The following is a 23206-nucleotide window of genomic DNA, read 5'->3' as shown; positions in this document are numbered from 1 at the left end:
TATAAACTAAAATACCTCTTTTAAAAGAGGTATTTTTGTGTGTATTAATTTATAATAATACTTATTATGATGAAAGATAAAAACCAAACTTCTCTTGGTAAAAAAATATTAAAATGGGCAGCAATTACAATACTAATTTTATTAATTGCCTTAATATCTGTTCCGTTTTTATTTAAAGATAAAATTGTACAAATGGTTTCTAATACCATTAACAATAACGTAAATGCAATTGTAACTTTTAAAGAGACAGATTTAAGCCTTTTAAGAAACTTTCCTTTAGCCAGTTTAAAAGTAAACGACATCAATGTTACAAATAAAGCTCCTTTTTTAGGTGATACTTTGTTTAATGCAAAAGAACTTAATTTAAATTTAAAAATTACAGAACTTTTTAAAAGCGCATCAGAAACTTTAGAAATTAATAGTATTTCTGCAAATAATGCTGCCGTAAACATTATACTTAACAAAGATAATATTGGTAATTATGATATTGCTAAAAAATCTGAAAACAGTGCAAATAGCAGTGACAGTTCTCTTTCTTTAGCAATAAAAGAATATGAATTACAAAATGTAAATTTTAGCTATTTTGATGAAACTACCAAAATTAAATTAGCTTTAGATAGTATTTATCACACAGGTAAAGGTAATTTTGCCCAAGACGTCCTAGATTTAGATACAGAAACTACTGCTAAAGTTTCTTTAGATATGGATAATGTAAATTATCTAAATGATGTAAATATAAAGCTTAACGCTGTTTTAGGAATCGACTTAAAGAATTTAAAATATTCATTTAAAGAAAACACAGGTTACATTAATCAATTGCCATTACAATTTAACGGTTTTATACAATTAATAGAAGAAAATCAATTGTATGATATCACTTTTAAAACACCAACATCTTCTTTTAAAAACCTTTTAGCTTTAATGCCAAAACAATATGCTGGTAATTTAAATACTATTAAAACTGAAGGTAATTTTGATTTAAAAGGTATTATTAAAGGTACATTATCAGAAACTACAATTCCGACTTTAGACATATCATTTATATCTAAAAATGCAATGTTTAAATATGCTGATTTACCAAAATCTGTAGATAACATATATTTAGATGCCAATATTATTAATAAAACAGGTTTAGCTAAAGACACTTACATTGCAATTAATAATACTTCTTTTAAAATTGATAAAGATGTATTTAATGCAACAGGTAAAATTGCAAACATTACAGATAACGCAACAATTAACCTAAAAGCTAAAGGAACAATTAATTTAGATAATATCAGTAAAGTTTATCCGGTAGCTTTAGAAAATGAATTAGAAGGAATTTTAACTGCGGATGTTACAACTAATTTTGATATGAATTCTATCGATAAAGGCAATTATCAAAATATTAGAAATAAAGGGAAAGTAGCTGTTTCTAACTTTAAATATTCTGGTGATGATGTTGCAAATCCTTTTATTATCTATAAAACTTCTGTAAATTTTAATACAAATACAATTTCACTAGAAGAATTTGATGCAAAAACAGGAAGTTCTGATTTATCAATTAAAGGGAATTTAGAAAATTTTTATGGCTTTTTATTTAAAGATCAAAAGTTAAAAGGAAGTTTCAATCTAAACTCAACAAACTTTAAAGTTGATGATTTTTTAACAAAATCTAATGAGAATACCACAACAAATACAACCAGCAAATTAAAAATACCTGCTTTTTTAGACATTACTTTAAATACAAACGCAAACACCGTTGTATACGACAACATTAATTTAGAAAAAGTTTCTGGTAAAATTTTAATTAAAGATGAAACCGTTAGTTTAAAAAACTTAAAAACTAGTGTTTTTGGAGGAAATATTGGTTTTGATGGAGAAGTTTCTACGAAAGGAACAACTTCTAAATTTAATATGGATTTGAACTTAAACGAATTAAATATTGCCGATTCTTTTAGCAAATTAGAAATGTTAAAAGCTATTGCACCTATTGCAAAATCTGTAGAAGGTAAAATTAATTCTAAAATTAAAGTATCTGGTAATTTAGGTGAAGATATGACGCCTCAATTAAAATCTATTTCAGGTGATTTATTAGGACAATTATTAAACACAAAACTAAAAGCTAGTAATTCTAAAGTATTAAGTTTATTAGGTTCTAAAGTAGATTTTTTAGATGTAAGTAAATTAAATTTAAACGATGTAAGCGCTTTATTTACGTTTAATGACGGTGAAGTTAGCGTAAAACCATTCGATCTTAAATACAAAGATGTTGCAATTAATGTTGGTGGTTCTCATGGTTTTGACAATTCTATGAATTACAATATTACTTTTGATGTGCCTGTAAAATATCTAGGTTCTTCGGTAACAAATGCAATTGCAAAACTAACTCCTAAAGACGCAGCAGAAGTTAAAAGTATTCCTGTAAATGCAACTTTAACGGGTAGTTTTTCGAGTCCTAATTTTTCATCAAACATTAAAAGTGCAACAGAAAATTTAGTAAAAAGCTTGGTAGAAAAACAAAAGCAAAGTCTAATTAATCAAGGTAAAGATAAATTGAAAGATTTATTATCTGGATCAGATAAAAAAGATTCAACATCAACTACAGATAAAACTAAAGATAAAATTAAAAATGTTTTAGGCGGTCTTTTTAATAAGAAAAAAGATAGTACCAAAAACAATTAATAAAAAAAACCGGAAGCTATTGACTTCCGGTTTTTTTTTGTGTTAGATAGCACTTGTCATGCCTAGAACACCTATTATAATTCCTAAGAAATATATAGATATTATAATAATGGTTAAAACACCAATAAATTTATAATGCGACTTTAACATCTCGAATGCCTTTGCCAAAACAGCATCATCTTTAGAAATTAAGGCTTTTTTCATTTTTACTGAAAAGTTGTATAAATAATAAACTGGTAAAATGTAAATTAAAGCAAAAACAATATAAGTTATTGTTATAATTAAGCCCATATCTACAGGTGCAGGTTGTGCTGCAGGAAAGTTATTGTAAATAGAACCTATAAAAAAACTTCCAAAAATCATTAAACCAATTAAAATAAAACCTAGAATAGATAAAAATTTACACCAACTCGCTGTTTCTTTTAGAAACTTTCTAGCAGAATTTGTTAAAGTTAATTGCTCTAATTCGGTAATTGCATTTTGCATACTAAAGTTTGTTTTAAGTTAGAAAAGCATCAAAAATAATAAATTTATAAAAAGAAAGCCACAAAAGTAAATTTGTGGCTTTTTATATATTGTTACAGTAAGTTTTTTAAAACTCAGAAATTGTTTTCTTAATAATAGAAATACAATCCATTAATTCTTCTTCTGTCATCACTAAAGGTGGTGCAAAACGAATAATATTACCGTGTGTTGGTTTTGCTAACAAACCATTATCTCTTAGTTTAATACAAATATCCCAAGCCGTAGAACTATCTTCAGAATCGTTAATTAAAATAGCATTTAACAACCCTTTTCCTCTTACAGACTCTACTAAGTGATTATTTTTACAAAACTCGGTTAATTCTGCTCTAAATATCTTCCCTAACTTATCTGCGTTAATTGCCAATTTCTCATCAGTAACAACTTCTAATGCCGCCATTGCAACAGCAGCTGCAATAGGATTTCCGCCAAAAGTAGAACCATGATTTCCTGGTCTAATAACACTCATTACACTATCATTTGCTAAAACTGCAGAAACCGGATACGCACCACCACTTAAAGCTTTACCTAAAATTAAAACATCTGGCTTAACTTCTGGTGTACCAGAACAATTTTTTTCTGGACAAGAACAGTTACCACAAGTAGCTAATAATCTACCTGTTCTTGCAATACCAGTTTGTACTTCGTCTGCAATAAATAATACATTATGATCTGCACACATTTTTTTTGCAGCAGCTAAATAACCTTCAGAAGGCACATACACACCAGCTTCACCTTGAATTGGCTCAACTAAAAAAGCGGCAATATTATTACTACTTTCTAAAGTTTCTTGCAATTGCTGTAAATTATCATATTCTATTTTATGAAAACCCTTTGTATACGGACCAAAGTTTTTTCTAGCAACCGGATCATTAGAAAAAGAAATAATTGTAGTTGTTCTACCATGAAAATTGTTTTCACAAACTATTATTTCTGCTTTATTTTCATCGATTCCTTTTACTTCATACGCCCATTTTCTAGCAATCTTTAAAGCCGTTTCTACAGCTTCTGCACCAGTATTCATTGGTAAAAGTTTATCAAAACCAAAATACTCTGTTGCAAATTTTTCGTATCTACCAAGCATATCATTATAAAAAGCTCTAGAAGTTAAGCTTAATGTTTTTGCCTGATTTGTCATTGCATCTACAATTTTTGGATGACAATGCCCTTGGTTAACTGCAGAATATGCAGATAAAAAATCGTAATATTTTTTACCTTCAACATCCCAAACATAAACACCTTCTCCTCTACTTAATACTACCGGAAGTGGATGATAATTATGCGCACCATGTTTGTTCTCTAATTCTATCGCTTCTTGCGACGTAAGTTTGTCTAAAACAGCCATTTTTATTGTTTTAAGTTTATAAAATAACCATTCCTATTCTACCTTTATCCTTCTGAAAAATTATCAGAAATTCAGCGTGGGAAAGAAATCATCCCCGAAGTTTCACAAAAGTAATAAAATAAACCTTTTAAATACAAAATTTTTGGGCGTTACCTAAAGGTCGCGCTTTCCACTAAATCTTTTTGTGAAAAACAAAAAGGATACCGTTTCAATCGCTAACGCGTATTGCAAACCTGCAAAGTTTTATTATTTATAATTAATTAAAAGAATTCGTAGCAATAACAAGTACACTAATCAATATCTTTTACTAATTTTGCAGACCAAAATATTTTAAAATGCCACGTAGAGAACGAAACAAGTTTGTAAAAAAAAATCAGGTTTTAGAATTAAAAATTGAAGATTATGCTTTTGGCGGAAAAGGTATTGCTAGAATCCATTCCGAAGAAGGTAGTTTCGTAATTTTTGTTCCAAATACATTACCTGGTCAGTTGGTAAAAGCGCAAATAAGTAAGTCTAGTAAAAAATACGCAGAAGCAAAATTAATAGACGTTTTACAACCATCAGAAGATGAAGTTGCAGTTCCGTATCAAGACATACCTGGTGCACCTTACATTCAATTACCAATAGATTTACAGCATAAATACAAACAAGAAAGTACACTTTCTCTATTTAAAAGAATTGGTAAAGTAGAAAATATAGAAGATTTATTTGACGAATTTGTAAAATCTCCAAACGTATTTCATTACAGAAATAAAATGGAATATGGTTTTTCTGCAATTGGATACGATAGAATTAATAAAACAGATAAAGACGAGTTTACACTAGGTTTTAAAAGACGTGGTGTTTGGTGGATGGGTGATAATCTAGAAAAAGATTCTGGTTTATTTGACAAACAATTAGAAGACAATCTAAATAACATTAGAGAATATTGTAAAGCAACAGGTTTAGAACCTTGGCACGGTCCTAGAAAAACTGGTTTTTTTAGATATTTTGTAGTAAGAAAATCTTTTAAAACAGACGAGTTATTGTGCAATTTAGTGACTACATCGCCAGAATTAGAAAATTTTGATTTAGATAAATTTGCAAACTTTTTAAAAGATATTTTCGGAGATCGTTTAGCAGGTTTATTACATACAATTAATGATGAAACTGGCGATAGAACAATAGCAACCGCAGGTAAATTAGACCTTGTGTATGGTAAAGATAAAATTGTAGAAGAATTATTAGGGTTAAATTTCGAGATTAGCATGAAAAGCTTTTTTCAAACCAACCCAAAATGTGCAGAAAAATTATACTCTAAAGTTGTAGAGTACGTTTTAGAAGATAAAGACAAAGTAGACAATACTGTTGTAATGGATTTATTTTGTGGTACAGGTACAATAGGTCAAATTGTTGCTTCTAAAAGCGAAAACGCAAAAATTGTTGGTGTAGACATTGTTGCTTCTGCCATAGAAGATGCAAAGAAAAATGCAAAAAGAAATAATATTGAAGGTTTACAATTTTATGCAGCAGATGTTGGTAAATTTTTAATTGCGCATCCAGAATATCAAAATAAAATTAAAACGATTATTTTAGATCCTGCAAGAGCTGGTATAGCACCAAAAACGCTTAAAAAAATTATCAATCTAAATGCAGATAGAATGGTATATGTTTCTTGTAATCCAGCAACGCAAGCAAGAGACACAGAATTATTAAGAGAAGCTGGTTATGCAATTAAAAAAATTAGTTTGGTAGATCAATTTCCGCACACAAGTCATATAGAAACTGTTGTTTTATTTGAAAAATAATAAACTTGTTTTAACATCTTTTTAATTCACTTTAAATTCACAAAGTTTATATTTAAAGGAATTAATTTAAATTTTAAAAAAATGAAAAAATTAACAGAATTCGAAATTTCTAACAAATTAGAAAAATTAGTAGATTGGGAGTATTATGACAATGCTTTGCATACAGACTTTGAATTTGATAATTTTAAAGATTGTATGTCTGCAATGAATAGAATTGCTTTTGAATGTGAGGCGTTAAATCATCACCCAGAATGGACCAACATTTATAATACTTTAGAAATTAAATTAACAACGCACGATAAAGATGGCGTAACAGAATTAGATTTTAAATTAGCGACAGCAATTAATAAAATTGTAGAAGTTGAAGAAGAAGATTAATCTGTTGAAATAAATTAAAACATTTATCTAAATGATAAAAAAACTGATTCCTTTCTTATTACTTGCAATCGCTATTTTCTCGGCATGCGAAAAAGACGATTTTTGTTTACAAAACCCAGTAACTCCAAAGTTAATCATAACTTTTTATGATCAAACCAATAGAGAAACGTCTAAAAATGTACAAAGATTATCTATTTGGTCGGGCACAAAAGATACTATTACACAGTATACAAGCGTTACACAAGATAGTATTGCAATACCGTTAAACTCTTTAACAGAAGAAACAGTTTATTCGCTTAAAAAAAATGCAACAAACGGTTCTACCGCTACAAATGAAATTGCAACTTTTACCATTAAATATAATACAGAACAAGAATTTGTTTCAAGATCTTGTGGTTTTAAAGTTATTTTTAACAACGTTACTTTTTCATCAGAAAATAATACTTGGATAACCGATTTTACACCAGCAACAATTACGAATTTAAATGACCAAACTACAGCGCATGTTCAGATATTTCATTAGTCTTTGTTTTGTTTTTAGTTTTATAAATGGTTATTCTCAAGCACAAAAAGAGGATGATAATTTAGACAAAGTTTCAGATTCTATTGTTTATAAAACCAATTACGGACTACGTTTAGGTGTAGATATTAGCAAACCAATAAAAGGTACTATTGATGGTGCTTACAGCGGTTTTGAAATAGTTGGAGATTACAGATTAAAAAAGAATTTTTATTTAGCTGCAGAAGCTGGTTTCGAAGAAGAAACTTCTAATGAAGATTTTTTAAATACAACTTCAAAAGGAAGTTATATCCGTTTAGGATTTAATTACAATGCTTACAAAAATTGGTTAGACATGAATAACGAAATTTTTGTAGGCTACAGATATGGCTTTAGCTTATTTGAGCAAACGCTTAACAATTATACACCCAATGTTTCTGATGCTGAAAACGGTAATTACTTTCCTGCAGAATTAAATACGAATGCTGTAACAAGTACTAGTCTAAACGCACATTGGTCTGAACTTATGTTGGGTATCAAAGCAGAAACTTTTACCAATTTTTACATCGGCTTTAGTGTTTCTTATAAAGTAATGATGAGCGTTAAAGATCCCGACGGAGTTAAAGCCTTATTTTCTCCTGGTTTTAACAGAATTTTCGAAAGTAATACAGGTTTTGGTTTTAATTATACCTTAAGTTACTTAATCCCTTTTTCAAAAAAATAAGAACACTTTATCAATTACTGATTTTTTAGTAACTTTATAGGCTGTTTTTAATAAAAAAACTACAGAGATGAATAAAATACCAAGTGTAAACTTAGCCGATTTTTTATCTGATGATAAAAATAGAAAGCAAAAATTTATAGACGAAATTGGTCACGCTTATGAGAACATAGGTTTTGTGGCTTTAAAAGGTCATTTTTTAGATGAGAAATTAGTAAGTGATTTGTACGAAGAAATAAAAAACTTTTTTGAACTACCTGTTGCGACTAAAGAAAAATATGAAATTCCTGGCATTGGAGGTCAAAGAGGTTATGTTTCTTTTGGAAAAGAATCTGCTAAAGGAAAAAAAGAAGGAGATTTAAAAGAATTTTGGCATTTTGGTCAATATGTAGAAGATGATCCTGAAAGAGCTAAAGAATATCCAGAAAATGTTCTTGTAGAAGAATTACCAAAGTTTAACGAAGTTGGTAAAGAAACTTATAAAATGTTAGAAAAAACTGCAAAATACGTTTTGCGTTCTTTAGCATTGCATTTAGGTTTAGAAGAAACGTATTTTGATAATTTTATTAAAAACGGAAACAGTATTTTAAGACCTATTCATTACCCACCTATAAAAACAGAACCTAAAGGAGCGGAAAGAGCTGCTGCGCACGGAGACATCAATTTAATAACATTATTAATGGGTGCACAAGGTAAAGGTTTGCAAGTACAAAATCATAATGGCGATTGGATTGATGCTATGGCAGAACCAGATGAATTAATGATTAATGTTGGTGATATGTTATCTAGACACAGTAACAATAAACTAAAATCTACAATTCATAGAGTTACAAATCCACCAAAAGAAATGTGGGGAACTTCAAGATATTCCATTCCGTTTTTTATGCATCCAATATCAGAAATGAAATTAGATGTTTTAGAAAATTGTGTTGATGAAAACAATCCTAAACAATTCGAAGATATTACTGCCGGAGAGTTTTTAGATCAACGTTTAAGAGAATTAGGGTTAAAAAAATAATTTTTAAATCAAAAGCGTAATTTAAAATTAAATTACGCTTTTGTGTTTTAAAAAATTAATATCAAATTATTTAAATGGATTTAAAAGATCAATTAAAAAACCTTTTTCCAGAGCATAAAGAATCCGAAGAACCAAAAAAAGAAAAATCGAATGTTTGGTTACAAGACGATCCTATAATTTGTAAATACGAAAAAAGAAAAGGGAAACCAATTACAATTTTAGAAGGTTATAATGGCGCAACTTCTGATTTTAAAATCTTAGCAAAAGAGATAAAAACAAAATTATCTGTTGGCGGAAGTTTTAAAGATGATAAAATTATTATACAAGGAGATTATAGAGACAAAATTATGACGATGCTTAAAGACAAAGGCTTTAAGGTAAAAAGAGTTGGTGGGTAATTAAATACTAAATGTTAAACAAAACTTTACATATAACTAACGGAGATTGTACAACAAACTATCTTAAAAAACTTCAAGTAAAAGGTAAAATTATAACTTGGAGAGAAATGTTATGTCAAGGTAAAACGTTAACAGACGTTGGTAGCGAAAAATTTTGGAATACAAGATTTCACTTCTTTAAAAATAGTTATAATGTTTCAAAAGAAATGTTCATCAATTTAACTTTAAAAGAATACAGAAGTCTTTGTAATACAAAAAATAGTAAAGAAATTGTTTTATGGTTTGAGCATGATTTATTTTGTCAAATTAATATGTTAGCTATACTTTCTTGGTTAAAAAAACATAGAAAAGGACATACTATTTTTTTAGTTTGTAGCGGTAAAATTAAAGGTTCAGATAAAATGTTTTCGCTTACAGATTTGTCTGAAAATCAAATTTTAGAACACTATAAAAATAAAATTCAATTAGATCAAAATGATATTGAATATGCAGATTATATTTGGCAATTATACTGTTCTAATAGCCCATTACGCTTAGAAACTGTAAATAATTTTAAACCGAATAAAGCCTTTAAATATTTAGTTGATGCTTTAAATGTTCATTTAAAAAGGTTTCCGTCTGTAGAAAATGGTTTAAATAATACTGAAAATTTTATTTTAGAAACAGCCAACAATTATACATTTTCTACAAAAAAACAATTCATTACAAAATTATTAGAATTGCAACAAGTTTTTGGGTTTGGCGACATTCAATATGAAACAGCTATCAACAACCTTAACAATGCGTTTGATTCTATAAACCCAACAAAACTCTCTAAAAGAGGAAAAGAACTGCTAATAAATGAAACGAATTATTACAGAGAATTACGTTCTGATAATTCGTACCTTGGCGGTTCTAAAAAATATAGCTTTTTGTACAGCAATGTTTCAGAAAAACTATTACAAATAACAAATTAGTATGAGTATACAACAATCGGAATTAATTTTAAATGCAGATGGTAGCATATATCATTTGAATTTAAAACCAGAAAATATAGCTAACGATATAATTTTTGTTGGCGATCAAGATAGAGTAGATAAAATTACAGATAGATTTGATTCAATTGAATTTACAACTCAAAAAAGAGAATTTAAAACAACAACAGGTGTTTATAAAGGCAAAAGAATGTCTGTAATTTCTACAGGTATTGGCCCAGACAATATAGATATTGTATTAAACGAATTAGATGCGTTGGTAAATATCGATTTAAAGACAAGAAAACCTAAAGATCAATTAACAGCTTTAAATATTGTTAGAATTGGTACTTCTGGTTCCTTACAAAAAGACATACCGGTAGATTCGTTTTTAATGAGTTCTTTCGGCTTAGACTTAAACGGAATGCTTCACTCCTATCAAATTGATGAAATTTCTAATCCAGAAATTGAAAATGCTTTTGTAGAACATACTAATTGGAGTACAAAGAAATCGAATCCGTTATTAGTAAAAAACAGCAGTTCTTTAGAAGAAAAATTATCTTCGGATAAAATTTTTAAAGGAATTACTGCTACTGCTGGTGGTTTCTACGGACCGCAAGGTAGAGTTTTACGTTTGGCTTTACAAGATGAAAAGATCAATAGTAAAATAGATTCTTTTAACTTTAATGGTAATAGAATAACAAATTTAGAAATGGAAACTTCGGCTATTTACGGTTTGTCTAAATTGTTAGGCCATAATGCCGTTTCTATGAATGCAATTATTGCAAATAGAGCAAACGGAACATTTAGTGAAGATTACAAAAAAGTAGTAGAAAATTTAATAGAATATTCGCTTAACAAATTAGCTGAATAAATGACGAATTTAAAAGTTGGTGGTGTACCAGAGCACTTTAATTATCCTTGGTATTTAACACTTAAAAATAAAGAATACACAAAAGAAAACATCAATCTTAGATGGCAAGATTTCCCTGGCGGAACTGGTGCCATGTGCAAAGCATTGCGTGCAGGAGAAGTTGATATTGCAATTGTTTTAACAGAAGGAATTATTAAAGATATTGCTGCTGGTAATCCATCTAAAATAGTGCAAACATTTGTAGAAACTCCGTTAATTTGGGGAATTCATGTTGCTAAAGATTCTAAATTCAAAAAAATTGAAGATTTAGAACATGCAACAATTGCAATTAGTAGATATGGTTCTGGTTCTCATTTAATGGCAATTGTAAATGCTTTTAATCAAGGTTGGGATGTTGATAAACTAAAATTTAAAGTTATAGGAAATTTGCAAGGTGGTATTGATGCACTAACAAATGGTGAAGCAGATTACTTTATGTGGGAACATTTTACAACAAAACCATTGGTAGATAACGGTACTTTTAGAAGAGTCGATAATTGCCCAACACCTTGGCCATGTTTTGTTGTTGCTGTTAGAAATGAAGTTTTAGAAAATAATGCCAACGAAGTAAAAAAGGTTTTAGACATTATAAATGCCCAAACTGCTAATTTTAAGAAAATCGAAGATATCGATAAAATTTTAGCAAAAAGATACGAGCAAAAGCTAGAAGACATTCAGAAATGGTTAAAAATAACCGAATGGAATGACGGAAAACCAATTACCAAAAATTTAATTACCAGAATTCAAAATAAAATGGTAAGCTTTAACGTTATAGAAGAGAAGAAAAACTCAACTGAGTTCGTAAAAAATATGTACATTTAAATATTAAAATTTTTAAAAGATGAAAAAAGTAGTATTTGTTGCAATTTGTATAGTAAGTCTTATGTGTTTTTCTTCTTGTAGAAGTACTTCTAAACCTTGTGGTTTGGCAGATACTATAACAACAAACCAAACGACATTAAAACAAATAAATATTTTATAATTTATTTGTTTCTTAATTCCAAATTCAATGAATCCGCTTTTTACAGCGGATTTTTTGTTTCAATTTAACAATACTATTGATATAATAGTGCTAAAGTTTTGCTATTAAATCTCTAAGAAAAACACTATAATTCTCTAATTCTAATGGAACATCTGCATTTTTTTCCATATCATGAAAGTGATGAGTAGCTAACAACTTCATACCTGTAAAAGCATTCATTTTATGAAAGCCAAACATTGGGCCTTCATCTACATTCTTCTGATTAAAAAATTCGTTTTCAAGTGTAAATGCAGTTTTAGGAGCATTCCAACTAGTTGTAAGGATGTATTGTTTACCATGCATTAAACCACCTGTACCGTAGTTTATATCAGGATTTTTTCTACTTCTACCATCACTTGCATAAATTCCATTTTGATGTCCTTCTGTAAAAACTTCATCAATATATTGTTTAAAACCAAACGGAATTTGAAACCACCAAATTGGTGTATGATATATTACTATATCTGCCCACTTAAATTTTTCAACTTCATTTTTAACATCATAATTTTCACCAACTTGAGTAAATTTAACATCAAACCCTTCTAGTGTATCAAAATGTGAAATTGTGGTTTTAAAAAGTGTTTCATTAAATCTTCCTTCAGAATGTGCAAATGGATGACTTCCATTTATAATAAATATATTTTTCATGTTTATAATTTTATCCGAAGCAAAATTAAAGCTACATTTATTATTGTAAAAATAATACAAATCATACCTTTGTATTAATATTATAATAACTATGGTGAATTTAGAATGGTACAGAACTTTTAAAGAAATATATGAAAACGGAACTTTAACCAAAGCTTCTGTTGCACTTTACGCTTCTCAACCCGGTGTTAGTGTGCATTTAAATGCATTAGAAGCCTATGTAGGTAAAAAACTGTTTGAACGTACTTCTAGAAAGATGATTCCTACCGAAGATGGAAAGTTTTTGTATGAATATATTATAGAATCACTAACAAAATTAGAAGTAGCAGAGCAACATTTTAAAAAAACAACTCAAGAAAAAAATCCGTCTTTAAACATAGGAATGTGTTCTGAAATGTTTCAATTGATTCTAGAACCCGAAATTAAAAAATTAAACTTTGATTTGGTCGCAAGATTTGGTGCCCATACAGATTTAATAAAAGATTTAAATAATGGTATTTTAGATTTAGTAATTACTCCTAAAAAACAAGTTGAAAAAAAATCATTGGTAGAATATATTCCTTTTTCTAAAGAAAGAATTGTATTAATTGCAGGAAGTAAAACAGATACTTCAGTGATAACAAGCCATATCAATTCTAAGAATTTTAAAAATCTAGAAGAAGAATTGCTTAAAAATTTATGGTACAGTTCGTCAAACGAAATGGAGCATTTTAGACGCTTTTGGTTTGAAAACTTTAATAAAAAGCCAAGTTTTAAACCCAATTATATTTTACCCAACATTACTTCTATTATTAGATGTTTAAAAAATGGTATTGGACTTGCATTAGTTCCTGATTTTTTATGTGAAGAACAAATTTTAAAAAAGGAAATAAAATTAGTTTGGAAAGGTAAAATTAAAACAGAAAACACCTTATATTTTGCATTAAGAACAGACTTAAAATATAAAAAAGAATTAGATGTTATTAGAAAAATTTTTACATCAAAATTAAAATAACCACCTAACAATAAAAGTATTACACTTAACACTTAGCTTACAATTTATAAACTTTTTAATAAGAATTAACTTACTATTTTTTCATTATTAATTTACCATAACAAAACATAGTGTCTGTAAGTTTGATAAACTATATACAGAATGCGTTTGTGTACATTTTATTTAACCTTACATAACTATAAGTATCTTCTAAATACTTTATGTAACCAAAGAATAACTTATAAACATTTACCTTTTTAAGATGAAAAAAAACAAAAAACGTAAGTTAGACTATGTTGTAATTTCTGATGTGCATTTAGGCACTTACGGCTGTAAAGCGGCAGAATTATTAAACTATTTAAAATCTATAGATCCAAAAGTTTTAATACTTAACGGAGATATTATAGATATATGGCAATTTAACAAACGTTATTTTCCTAAATCTCATATGAATGTAATTAAACACATTACTGGACTACTTTCTAAGGGTACAGAAGTGTATTACATTACCGGAAATCATGACGAAATGCTTAGAAAATTTAAAGGTTTTCAATTGGGGAATTTTAAAATTTTGAACAAACTTGTTTTAGATATTGATGATAAAAAAACATGGGTTTTTCATGGTGATGTTTTTGATGTAACCATGAAACATTCGAAATGGCTGGCGAAATTAGGCGGTAAAGGCTACGATTTACTTATTTTGATTAACACCTTTATAAATTGGATTAGTAAATTATTTGGTTACGGAAAACTATCCTTATCAAAAAAAATTAAAAACAGTGTAAAAAGTGCTGTAAAATTCATCAATCATTTTGAAGAAACCGCTTCTGATATTGCAATTGATAACAACTACGATTATGTAGTTTGTGGTCATATTCATCAACCAGAAATAAGAGAAATTGCAAACGCAAAAGGAAAAACAACTTACTTAAACTCTGGTGATTGGATAGAAAACTTAACTGCATTAGAATATAAGAAAAAGCAATGGACTTTATACGAATATAATAAAGATGAAATTGTAAAAAACAATACAGTAAAGCTATCTAAAAAAGAGTTAAAAGCTTTAAAAAAACAAGATTCTCAAAACTTTATTTTTAATGAATTTTTAAAAGAATTTGACATAAAAAAACCGGTAAAATAATTTATGAAGATATTATACGCTATACAAGGTACAGGAAACGGGCATTTAACCAGAGCAAAAGAAATTATACCAATTTTACAACAAAAAGGAGATTTAGATATATTATTAAGTGGTAACGAAAATAATATTCCGTTGGGTTTTGATGTAAAATACAATTTAAAAGGTTTAAACTTCACTTTTGGTAAAAACGGTGGAATAGACTTTATAGCGAGTTATAAAAAAATGAATTTATATCGATTTTATAAAGAAATAAAAAACTTACCTGTAAAAGATTACGACCTAATTATAAATGATTTTGAACCAGTTTCTGCTTGGGCTGCTCGGTTAAATAATGTAAACATCATTTCTTTAAGTCATCAAAATGCTGTTTTAGACTCAGCTTCACCAAAAATAGGTAAATTTAAAATTGAAAAGCTAATTTTAAAATATTATGCACCTTCTAAAGTAAGATTTGGCTTTCATTTTAACAGTTATAGTTCAGCAACATTTTTGCCAATTATCAGAAAAAAAATAAGACACAAAACAGTAAAAAACAAAGGCCATTTTACTGTCTATTTACCTTCTTATCATCATGATAAAATAGCAAAAATACTTTCTAAAATTCCGATTGTAAAATGGCATATTTTTTCTAAGGATACTACAAAGTTAATCTTCGAGAAAAATATTACTATTTTTCCTGTTAACGAATTTGATTTTATAAAAAGTATGGCAAGTTCTAGTGGTGTCTTGTGTGGTGCGGGATTCGAAACACCTTCTGAAGCCTTATTTTTAAAGAAAAGGTTAATGGTTATACCTATGAAAAATCAATATGAACAACAATGCAATGCACTTGCGCTAAAAGAAATGGGTGTTCATACAATAAAAAAACTAAGTAAAAAACAGGTGCCTAAAATTGCAAAATGGATTCGTTCTGAAAATATTATCGAAGTAAATTATGCAGACACTACAGAAGACCTTTTAGAAGCTTTATTATTGCCCTATTATAAATCTTCTTCTTTACCTACCATTTTATCGTAGTTTTCTGAAATTTTTGAAGAATTTTATTGGTTTTAGAAAAATGTTTAGAACCAAACCAACCTCTCCATGCGCCTAAAGGAGAAGGATGTGGCGCAGTAAGAATTGTATGTTTTTTTACATCAATCAATTTAGATTTACTTTCAGCAAATTTACCCCAAAGTAAAAAAACTACATTTTCTTTTTCATTAGAAATTTGTTTAATTACAGCATCTGTAAAGGTTTCCCATCCTTTTTTCTGATGACTTCCGGCTTCGTGCGCTCTAACTGTTAGTGTTGCATTTAATAACAAAACACCTTGTTTTGCCCATTTTTCTAAGTTTCCACTTTCTGGAATTTCTTGATTTAAATCCGTAGAAATCTCTTTAAAAATATTTTTTAACGAAGGCGGATGTTTCATATTATCTTGTACAGAAAAACACAAACCATTCGCTTGATTTACGTCGTGATATGGATCTTGACCTATAATAACAACCTTTAAATCATCGAAAGTACAATAATCGAAAGCAGCAAAAATATCTTCTTTTTTAGGAAAACATTGATGTTTCTTGTATTCTTCTTCTACAAAATTGAGCAACTCTTTACAATAAGGTTTATCAAATTCATTTTGTAAAATATTTTTCCAGCTATCGGCTATTTTTAGTTGCATTCGAAATTTAATTAAGTTAATGATACACTTTCTGAGATTTCAAAATTAATATACTTTATGAAAACATTAAATTTATATAACTAATTATTTTAAAGTAAAATTCCAGTTATATCCCAAAAATAAAATAGGTAAAACCCTCATAATTAAAATTATAAAATAAGTAATATTTGTATAAATAAAACAAAAGCTATGAAATCAAAATTACTATTTTTTGCAATTATTACTTTATTAATATCTAATTATTCACAAAGTCAGAATGTAAATATTCCAGATAACGAATTTAAACAGGCATTACTAAATTACACACCTACTATAGATACAAATAACGATTACCAAATTTCATTATCAGAGGCCCAAGCTGTAACCTCTTTAAATATCTCTAACTTTCAAAGTGTTGAAGATATGGGAGGATTTTGTCCGGATCCAAATGATCCAAACTGCGTTGGTGGTGGTGGAATTATATCTTATGGAATTAGTGATTTTACAGGTATTGAAGCCTTTACAAATTTAACTTCTTTGATCTGTAGTAATAATGAATTAACAAGTTTAGACGTTTCTGCATTAACTAATTTAACATATTTAGATTGTTCTAATAATCAAAATCCGAATGTTACTATTAATTATTACCCCGGAATAAGTAATTTAATTTTGCCTAGTTCTGGTAGTTTAGAAACTTTAATATGTCATACAAACGATTTAGTAACATTAGATGTATCATCTCAAACATCCTTAAGTGTTTTAACTAGTAATTATAACCAAATTAATTCTTTAATACTGCCTACTACAAACACTTTAACTAACTTAGACATTAGTAGAAATCGATTAACAACCTTAGATCTTTCTGCGCAAACAAATTTAATTAATGTAACCTGTAATGATAACTTAATTACTGCTTTTACTTTACCAATTACCAATACAGTAACATCTATAAACTGCCAAAGAAATCAAATTACCTCTTTAAATGCTTCTTCTTACACTTCTTTAACCAGTTTAATTTGCAATAATAATTCAATTAACTCTTTAATATTACCAAACACAAATACTCTTACAACTTTAAAATGTTTTGTAAACCAAATATCTAATTTAGATATAACTAACAATACAGGATTAACTCATTTAGATTGCAGAAATAATCCACTAATAAATTTAAATTTATTACAAAATGCAGCTCTAGAAACATTAAACTGTTCGACTACACAGTTAACAAATTTAGACCTAACAAATAATACGCTATTAAAAACTTTGGCCTGTGGTAATAACCAAATTACAAGCTTAGATTTATCTAGACAAACAAGTTTAAACACCTTATACGCTAATAATAACCAATTAACTAGTTTAAATATTAAGAACGGAAATAATTCTGCAATAACCAACAACAGGTTTAACGTTTTAAATAATCCTAATTTAAAATTAATATGTGTAGATAATTTAGCTTATGCAAATTCAACTTTTACAAATAAAAATGGATCATCATTTTATTCTGATATATGCTCTTTTATTCCAACAAATTCTAATACCATTACAGGTACAGTTTCTTTTGATTTTAATAACAATGGTTGTGATGCATTAGATACTAAATCTATAAACACCAAATTAACAAATACTAGCACTAATTCTGCCAATGTAGCGTTTACAAATTCTAACGGAGAATACATACTTTACACACAAGAGGCAACAAATACAGTTGAAATTTTATTAAATTTACCTAGCTTTTTTTCCGTTACTCCAACAACTCAATCAAAAACATTTACAGGTTCTGGTAATACAGAAGTAATTGATTTTTGTATTACAGCAAATCAAGTTGTAAATGATGTTAAAATAACGGTAATACCTACATCTGAAGCAAGACCTGGTTTTGATACTTCTGTAAGAGTTTTTTATGAAAATATAGGTTCTAGTACTTTATCAGGTTCTGTAGATTTAGAATTTCCAGATAATCAACTAAACTTTTTAAATGCTAGTATTGCTCCTGATTCTCAAACAAATACAATTTTAAGTTGGAATTACAACAATCTACTTCCATTTGAAAAGAAATTTATTGATGTCAATTTCAATATAAATACTCCTGTTGCTACTATAAACCCTGTAAATGGAGGTGACTTAATAATTTATACCAGTAATATTAGCAGTACAGATACAGATGTTAACCCAACAGACAATACAAGTTCGTTAACAGAAACTGTAGTAAATTCTTATGATCCTAATGATATTATTTGCTTTGAAGGAAATTATATAGACGCTATAGAAGTGCCTAATTTTTTAAATTACAGAGTTCGTTTTCAAAATACAGGTACTGCATCCGCTATTAACATTGTAGTTAAAAATGAATTAGATGCAGATCTAGATTGGTCTACCTTTACACCTGTTTCCGCAAGTCATGATTACAGAACATCAATAAAAGAAGGTAATAAGGTAGAATTTATTTTTGAAAACATTCACTTAGCAGATAGCTTATCTAACGAACCAGAAAGTCATGGTTGGATTTTCTTCAAAATAAAACCTAAAAGTAGTTTTAGTATAAATGATATTGCAGAAAATACCTCGTACATTTATTTTGATTATAATGCTCCTATAATAACGAACACAGCTTCAACTCAATTAACTAGAATTGCAACATTAACAACAACAGCAGCTACTAACATTACTCAAAGTAGTGTAAATTTATCAGGTAATATTTCTAACAATGGTGGAGCCATGGTTACTGATAGAGGAATTGTTTACGCAATAAGTGCAGAAAATAGCAATCCAGAAATTAATGGAAACGATGTTGTAAAAATAAGTGACGGAACTGGAATTGGAACTTTCGGTAAAATTATAACGAACTTAGATACAAATACGCAATATTCATTTAGATCTTACGCAATTAATTCTGCAGGAATTAATTATGGTAATTTAGAAACCTTTACAACCAACTCTCTTTTAGCACCAACTATAACATTTTCGGACATTTACAAAACTTATGGAGATACAGATTTTCAATTAAACGCTACATCAGATTCTTCTGGGGAGATTAGCTATACAATAGAAGGAAACGCAAATGGAACCTCTTTAAGTGGCACAAATAATAACATAGTAAATATTGGAGACGCAGCCTTAGTAACCATTAGAGCTAATATTAGAGCAGACAACAGTTATAATGCAGGTTTTAAAGATATTACTTTAGCAATTAGTAAAGCTAATTTAAACGTTACAGCAGATAACTACTCAAGAAATTATGGAGATGCAAACCCTACTTTTACATACCAATATTCAGGTTTTATAAATGGAGAGAATGCGACTATGTTAGATGAAGAACCAAAAATTTCTTCTGTAGCATCACAAAGTTCTAATATTGGATCTTATAGCATAATTTTAACAGAGGGTTCCGACAACAACTATTCTTTAAATTTTATAAACGGAACTTTAAATATTACAAAAAGACCAATTAGCATTTTAGCAGATAATATAACAAAATCTTTAGGAAGTGTAGATCCAGATTTAACGTATCAAATTATCAATGGTAGTTTAATAAATGGCGATATTTTTACTGGAAACATGACTAGAGTTCCCGGAGAAACTATTGGCACATATGCAATACAAAAAGGATCTTTATTTATAAGTAACAACTATCAAGAAAACTTTACAGAAGGTGTTTTTACAATTTCTTCAACAGCAGGTTTAGATTCTAATTTTATTGATAAAAATATAGTTATCTATCCAAATCCTGTTGAAGATATACTTTCACTAAAAGTTAACAATAACATTAAAATAAACGAATTTAGCATTTATAACATTCAAGGTAAAGTATTAAAAAACAATCTTAAAAAACAAAGAATCAATATTTCTAACATGCCAGCAGGTATATATTTCATTAAAATAAATACAGATAAAGGAAGTGGAATAAAAAAAATAATTAAACTTTAAAAAAACACATAAAAACATCAGAAGTTATTGTTTCAAAAACTTATTTTAAAATTGTTAATAGAGCTTATACTGTTACCTGTAGTGTAAGCTCTTAACAGTATAATTGAGTTTTAATTGAAACTTTTTTATCTATTAAAATTTAGAAATATTAGCTCTTAAAAAATAACTAATTACAAAAAGGTTTTCATATTTAATAGAACTGTAAAAAAGAAGTTCATTTTATGAAACCTACCAAAAGAATTTATAAATTTGTTAGATAAATAAAAACACTTTTGTTGAGAACAAATATTTCAGAAAAAACATTACAAGATTTAGAATTTACGACTGTTTTACAACATGTTTCAGAACATTGTATTAGTGGTTTAGGTAAAGAAAAAGTTTTTAATACAACACCTATAGAAAGTAGAAAGCAATTGTTTAGAGAATTGCATTTGGTAAACGAATATTTATCTTCTTTTGAGAGTGAGAACAGAGTGCCAAATCATGGTTTTGATAATGTTACAGAAAGTGTAAAACGTTTGGCAATAGAAAACAGTTTTATAGAAACAGAAGCTTTTTTAAAAATTGCAACGACTTCTTTAACTGTAAATGAATTGATTAAATTTTTTAAAAAATTTAAAGTTCAGTTCCCAACCTTTTTTGAAGTTTCTCAAAAAATAGAATTTACAACCTATGTAGATGATGAAATAAAAAAAATTATTGATATTTCTGGTGAAGTAAAAAACAATGCTTCTGCCGCATTAAAACAAATTAGAAGAGATATTAATAACATTAGAGGTAAAATTGGTGCAAGTTTTTCTAGTGCTTTATCAAAAGCAATTTCCGCAGGTTATTTAGATGATATTAAAGAAACAATTGTAGATAATCAGCGAGTATTGGCTGTTTCTGCAATGCACAGAAGAAAAGTTGCTGGTAGTTTGTTAGGTGCTTCTAAATCTGGTAATATCGTTTATATAGCGCCACAAGCAACTTTAGCATATAGTAGAGAATATCAAAATTTAGTGTACGAAGAAAAGCAAGAAGTAATTAAAATATTACGTGCTTTAGCAGAAACAATTCGTCCTTTTACGCCACTTCTAGAAGAATATTTAGATTTTTTAGTTCATACAGATGCTGTTGGTGCAAAAGCGAAGTATTCTAGAGAAATGAATGCTGTGTTACCTAAAATTACGAAAGAAAAAAGAGTTTATTTTAAAAACGCTTATCATCCTATTTTATGGAAAAAAAATAATGCCCAAAACTTAGAAACCATTTCGCAGTCTATAGAATTAAATGAAAAACAGCAAATTATAGTAATTTCTGGACCAAATGCAGGTGGAAAAAGTATCACTCTAAAAACAATAGGTTTACTGCAATTAATGTTGCAAAGCGGTTTGTTAATTCCGGTTGATGAAAGAAGTCAAACCTATATTTTTGATACAATTTTAACTGATATTGGAGATAATCAATCCATAGAAAATCAATTAAGTACTTATAGTTATCGCTTAAAAAATATGCGCTATTTTTTAAGAAAATGCAACGAAAACACCTTGTTTTTAATTGATGAATTTGGTACTGGTTCTGATCCAGAGTTAGGTGGTGCATTAGCAGAAATTTTCTTAGAAGAGTTTTATAATAAAAAAGCATTCGGAATTATTACAACACATTATTCTAACTTAAAAGTTTTAGCAAACGAATTAGACAATGTTACCAATGCAAATATGCAGTTTAACGAAAGAACTTTAGAACCATTATACAAACTATTTGTAGGACAAGCAGGTAGTTCTTTTACTTTTGAAGTTGCACAAAAAAACGGAATTCCTTTTAGCTTAATTAATAAAGCTAAAAAAAGAGTTGAAACAGAAAAAGTTAGATTAGATAAAACAATTTCTAAACTGCAAAAAGAACGCAGTAGATTGCAAAGAACTTCTGATAATCTTGAAAAACAAAAGTCTAAAGGACAAGAACATTTGGATAGTTTACAAGAAAAAGAAGATAAAATTCAGTCTAAACTAGCTGGTTTTCAAGAGTTATATGACAATAACCAAAGAATGCTTTCTCTTGGTAGAAAAATTAACGAGTTTCTAAACAAATACTTTCAAAATAATAATAAAAAAGAATTAAACACTAGTTTTAATAAGTGGGTTGCAGACGAAAAAGTTAAGTATGCAAAGAAAAACCCAATAAAGCCTAAAACCAAATCTCAAAAACAAAAAGCAAAAGTTGTAGAAAAACAAATGCAAGAGGTTATAAAAAAGGTAGAAAAAGAAGTATTAAAAAAGGTAGTTGAAGTTAGAAAAGAGAAAAAAATAGAAGAAATTAAAGTTGCAAAAGAAAAGGCTTCTTACAATTATAAAATTAATGATCGTGTTAGAATTATAGACTCTAATTCTGTAGGAACTATTGATAAAATTGACAAGAAAAATGTTACTATTAATTATGGCGTATTCACTACCAAAACAACTTTAAATAAAATTGAACTTGTAGAAAAAGCTAAAAAATAGAAGCATCAAAATTTAAAATACTAGAATTAGGCATCAAAAATTAATATAAATTTCAATTCAGTAATAATTTTGAGCCTTTTTTGTAAAATCAATAAAAATATACAAACCACTTCCCTATTCTGTAATTATCATTATTTTATTCAGATATTTGTTTTAACAACACCTATTTAAAAAAG

20 protein-coding genes are annotated in these 23206 nt (G+C 28.1%); 16 read left to right on the top strand and 4 right to left on the bottom strand.

What is annotated here, in order from left to right; all coding sequences use genetic code 11:
- The first annotated feature begins 66 nt into the window (after positions 1-66).
- A complete protein-coding gene (locus BXQ17_RS02790; RefSeq protein ID WP_149025851.1) occupies positions 67-2664 on the top strand; it encodes an AsmA-like C-terminal region-containing protein in 2598 nt (865 codons plus the stop codon).
- A gap of 42 nt (positions 2665-2706) precedes the next feature.
- Here BXQ17_RS02790 and BXQ17_RS02785 read toward each other — a convergent pair whose 3' ends face one another.
- Positions 2707-3150, bottom strand: coding sequence for a hypothetical protein (locus BXQ17_RS02785; RefSeq protein WP_077809173.1), 444 nt, complete (start codon positions 3148-3150; stop codon positions 2707-2709).
- 106 nt (positions 3151-3256) lie between these two features.
- On the bottom strand, positions 3257-4531 hold the full coding sequence (rocD, locus tag BXQ17_RS02780; RefSeq protein WP_077809172.1) for an ornithine--oxo-acid transaminase: 1275 nt from the start codon (positions 4529-4531) through the stop codon (positions 3257-3259).
- Between the two features lie 335 nt (positions 4532-4866).
- Here rocD and rlmD point away from each other — a divergent pair, with 335 nt between their 5' ends.
- The 10 genes from rlmD to BXQ17_RS14480 all read left to right on the top strand — a co-directional run bounded on the left by rlmD (position 4867) and on the right by BXQ17_RS14480 (position 12180).
- Positions 4867-6318 (top strand): 23S rRNA (uracil(1939)-C(5))-methyltransferase RlmD, encoded by a 1452-nt coding sequence (rlmD, locus tag BXQ17_RS02775; RefSeq protein WP_077809171.1) that lies wholly within the window; start codon positions 4867-4869, stop codon positions 6316-6318.
- Between the two features lie 81 nt (positions 6319-6399).
- On the top strand, positions 6400-6696 hold the full coding sequence (locus tag BXQ17_RS02770) for a 4a-hydroxytetrahydrobiopterin dehydratase (RefSeq protein WP_077809170.1): 297 nt from the start codon (positions 6400-6402) through the stop codon (positions 6694-6696).
- A gap of 31 nt (positions 6697-6727) precedes the next feature.
- Complete coding sequence (locus tag BXQ17_RS02765; protein WP_077809169.1) at positions 6728-7219, top strand: DUF6452 family protein; 492 nt, start codon at positions 6728-6730, stop codon at positions 7217-7219.
- Positions 7200-7919 (top strand): DUF6048 family protein, encoded by a 720-nt coding sequence (locus tag BXQ17_RS02760; protein WP_077809168.1) that lies wholly within the window; start codon positions 7200-7202, stop codon positions 7917-7919. Before BXQ17_RS02765 ends, BXQ17_RS02760 begins: the two co-directional genes overlap by 20 nt.
- Positions 7920-7986: 67 nt before the next feature.
- Positions 7987-8934, top strand: a complete 948-nt coding sequence (locus BXQ17_RS02755) for an isopenicillin N synthase family oxygenase (RefSeq protein WP_077809167.1) — start codon at positions 7987-7989, stop codon at positions 8932-8934.
- A 74-nt stretch (positions 8935-9008) separates the two neighbouring features.
- Entirely contained in the window at positions 9009-9332 is a 324-nt protein-coding gene (locus BXQ17_RS02750; RefSeq protein ID WP_077809166.1) for a translation initiation factor, read from the top strand.
- Positions 9333-9343: 11 nt separating this feature from the next.
- On the top strand, positions 9344-10288 hold the full coding sequence (locus BXQ17_RS02745; protein ID WP_077809165.1) for a DUF1835 domain-containing protein: 945 nt from the start codon (positions 9344-9346) through the stop codon (positions 10286-10288).
- Between the two features lies 1 nt (position 10289).
- On the top strand, positions 10290-11159 hold the full coding sequence (locus BXQ17_RS02740) for a nucleoside phosphorylase (RefSeq protein WP_077809164.1): 870 nt from the start codon (positions 10290-10292) through the stop codon (positions 11157-11159).
- On the top strand, positions 11160-12020 hold the full coding sequence (locus BXQ17_RS02735) for a substrate-binding domain-containing protein (protein ID WP_077809163.1): 861 nt from the start codon (positions 11160-11162) through the stop codon (positions 12018-12020).
- A 19-nt stretch (positions 12021-12039) separates the two neighbouring features.
- The gene (locus BXQ17_RS14480; RefSeq protein WP_154066975.1) at positions 12040-12180 is read left to right on the top strand and encodes a hypothetical protein; all 141 of its coding nucleotides are present in this window, start codon (positions 12040-12042) and stop codon (positions 12178-12180) included.
- Between the two features lie 90 nt (positions 12181-12270).
- Here BXQ17_RS14480 and BXQ17_RS02730 read toward each other — a convergent pair whose 3' ends face one another.
- Positions 12271-12867, bottom strand: a complete 597-nt coding sequence (locus BXQ17_RS02730) for an NAD(P)H-dependent oxidoreductase (RefSeq protein ID WP_077809162.1) — start codon at positions 12865-12867, stop codon at positions 12271-12273.
- Between the two features lie 91 nt (positions 12868-12958).
- On the opposite strand from BXQ17_RS02730, the gene BXQ17_RS02725 reads away from it, so the two are divergent.
- From BXQ17_RS02725 to BXQ17_RS02715, 3 genes are all read left to right on the top strand, one after another.
- Entirely contained in the window at positions 12959-13861 is a 903-nt protein-coding gene (locus BXQ17_RS02725; RefSeq protein ID WP_077809161.1) for a LysR family transcriptional regulator, read from the top strand.
- 241 nt (positions 13862-14102) lie between these two features.
- Entirely contained in the window at positions 14103-14981 is an 879-nt protein-coding gene (locus BXQ17_RS02720; RefSeq protein ID WP_077809160.1) for a UDP-2,3-diacylglucosamine diphosphatase, read from the top strand.
- A 3-nt stretch (positions 14982-14984) separates the two neighbouring features.
- Complete coding sequence (locus BXQ17_RS02715; RefSeq protein ID WP_077809159.1) at positions 14985-15998, top strand: glycosyltransferase family protein; 1014 nt, start codon at positions 14985-14987, stop codon at positions 15996-15998.
- Here BXQ17_RS02715 and BXQ17_RS02710 read toward each other — a convergent pair.
- Positions 15982-16644, bottom strand: coding sequence for a uracil-DNA glycosylase (locus BXQ17_RS02710; RefSeq protein ID WP_077809158.1), 663 nt, complete (start codon positions 16642-16644; stop codon positions 15982-15984). The genes BXQ17_RS02715 and BXQ17_RS02710 overlap by 17 nt on opposite strands.
- Before the next feature lie 189 nt (positions 16645-16833).
- Here BXQ17_RS02710 and BXQ17_RS02705 point away from each other — a divergent pair, with 189 nt between their 5' ends.
- Together BXQ17_RS02705 and BXQ17_RS02700 are read left to right on the top strand one after the other, a co-directional pair.
- Positions 16834-20547: an MBG domain-containing protein gene (locus tag BXQ17_RS02705; RefSeq protein WP_077809157.1), complete on the top strand. Its 3714-nt coding sequence runs from the start codon at positions 16834-16836 to the stop codon at positions 20545-20547.
- A gap of 275 nt (positions 20548-20822) precedes the next feature.
- On the top strand, positions 20823-23030 hold the full coding sequence (locus tag BXQ17_RS02700) for a DNA mismatch repair protein MutS (protein ID WP_077809156.1): 2208 nt from the start codon (positions 20823-20825) through the stop codon (positions 23028-23030).
- The last annotated feature ends 176 nt before the right edge of the window (positions 23031-23206 follow it).

This window comes from Polaribacter sp. BM10 (assembly GCF_002005425.1).
Lineage (GTDB): Bacteria > Bacteroidota > Bacteroidia > Flavobacteriales > Flavobacteriaceae > Polaribacter > Polaribacter marinaquae.
Note: the sequence above shows the minus strand (reverse complement) of the source record. Positions and strands in the feature narration are given on the sequence as shown.

Coding starts and splice junctions, on each gene's coding strand:
- BXQ17_RS02720 (WP_077809160.1), top strand. CDS start 14,103: ATGAAAAAAAACAAAAAACGTAAGTTAGACTATGTTGTAATTTCTGAT.
- BXQ17_RS02710 (WP_077809158.1), bottom strand. CDS start 16,644: ATGCAACTAAAAATAGCCGATAGCTGGAAAAATATTTTACAAAATGAA.
- rlmD (WP_077809171.1), top strand. CDS start 4,867: ATGCCACGTAGAGAACGAAACAAGTTTGTAAAAAAAAATCAGGTTTTA.
- BXQ17_RS02785 (WP_077809173.1), bottom strand. CDS start 3,150: ATGCAAAATGCAATTACCGAATTAGAGCAATTAACTTTAACAAATTCT.
- BXQ17_RS02740 (WP_077809164.1), top strand. CDS start 10,290: ATGAGTATACAACAATCGGAATTAATTTTAAATGCAGATGGTAGCATA.
- rocD (WP_077809172.1), bottom strand. CDS start 4,531: ATGGCTGTTTTAGACAAACTTACGTCGCAAGAAGCGATAGAATTAGAG.
- BXQ17_RS02745 (WP_077809165.1), top strand. CDS start 9,344: ATGTTAAACAAAACTTTACATATAACTAACGGAGATTGTACAACAAAC.
- BXQ17_RS02735 (WP_077809163.1), top strand. CDS start 11,160: ATGACGAATTTAAAAGTTGGTGGTGTACCAGAGCACTTTAATTATCCT.
- BXQ17_RS02755 (WP_077809167.1), top strand. CDS start 7,987: ATGAATAAAATACCAAGTGTAAACTTAGCCGATTTTTTATCTGATGAT.
- BXQ17_RS02730 (WP_077809162.1), bottom strand. CDS start 12,867: ATGAAAAATATATTTATTATAAATGGAAGTCATCCATTTGCACATTCT.
- BXQ17_RS02760 (WP_077809168.1), top strand. CDS start 7,200: ATGTTCAGATATTTCATTAGTCTTTGTTTTGTTTTTAGTTTTATAAAT.
- BXQ17_RS02750 (WP_077809166.1), top strand. CDS start 9,009: ATGGATTTAAAAGATCAATTAAAAAACCTTTTTCCAGAGCATAAAGAA.
- BXQ17_RS02725 (WP_077809161.1), top strand. CDS start 12,959: ATGGTGAATTTAGAATGGTACAGAACTTTTAAAGAAATATATGAAAAC.
- BXQ17_RS02715 (WP_077809159.1), top strand. CDS start 14,985: ATGAAGATATTATACGCTATACAAGGTACAGGAAACGGGCATTTAACC.
- BXQ17_RS02765 (WP_077809169.1), top strand. CDS start 6,728: ATGATAAAAAAACTGATTCCTTTCTTATTACTTGCAATCGCTATTTTC.
- BXQ17_RS14480 (WP_154066975.1), top strand. CDS start 12,040: ATGAAAAAAGTAGTATTTGTTGCAATTTGTATAGTAAGTCTTATGTGT.
- BXQ17_RS02705 (WP_077809157.1), top strand. CDS start 16,834: ATGAAATCAAAATTACTATTTTTTGCAATTATTACTTTATTAATATCT.
- BXQ17_RS02770 (WP_077809170.1), top strand. CDS start 6,400: ATGAAAAAATTAACAGAATTCGAAATTTCTAACAAATTAGAAAAATTA.
- BXQ17_RS02790 (WP_149025851.1), top strand. CDS start 67: ATGATGAAAGATAAAAACCAAACTTCTCTTGGTAAAAAAATATTAAAA.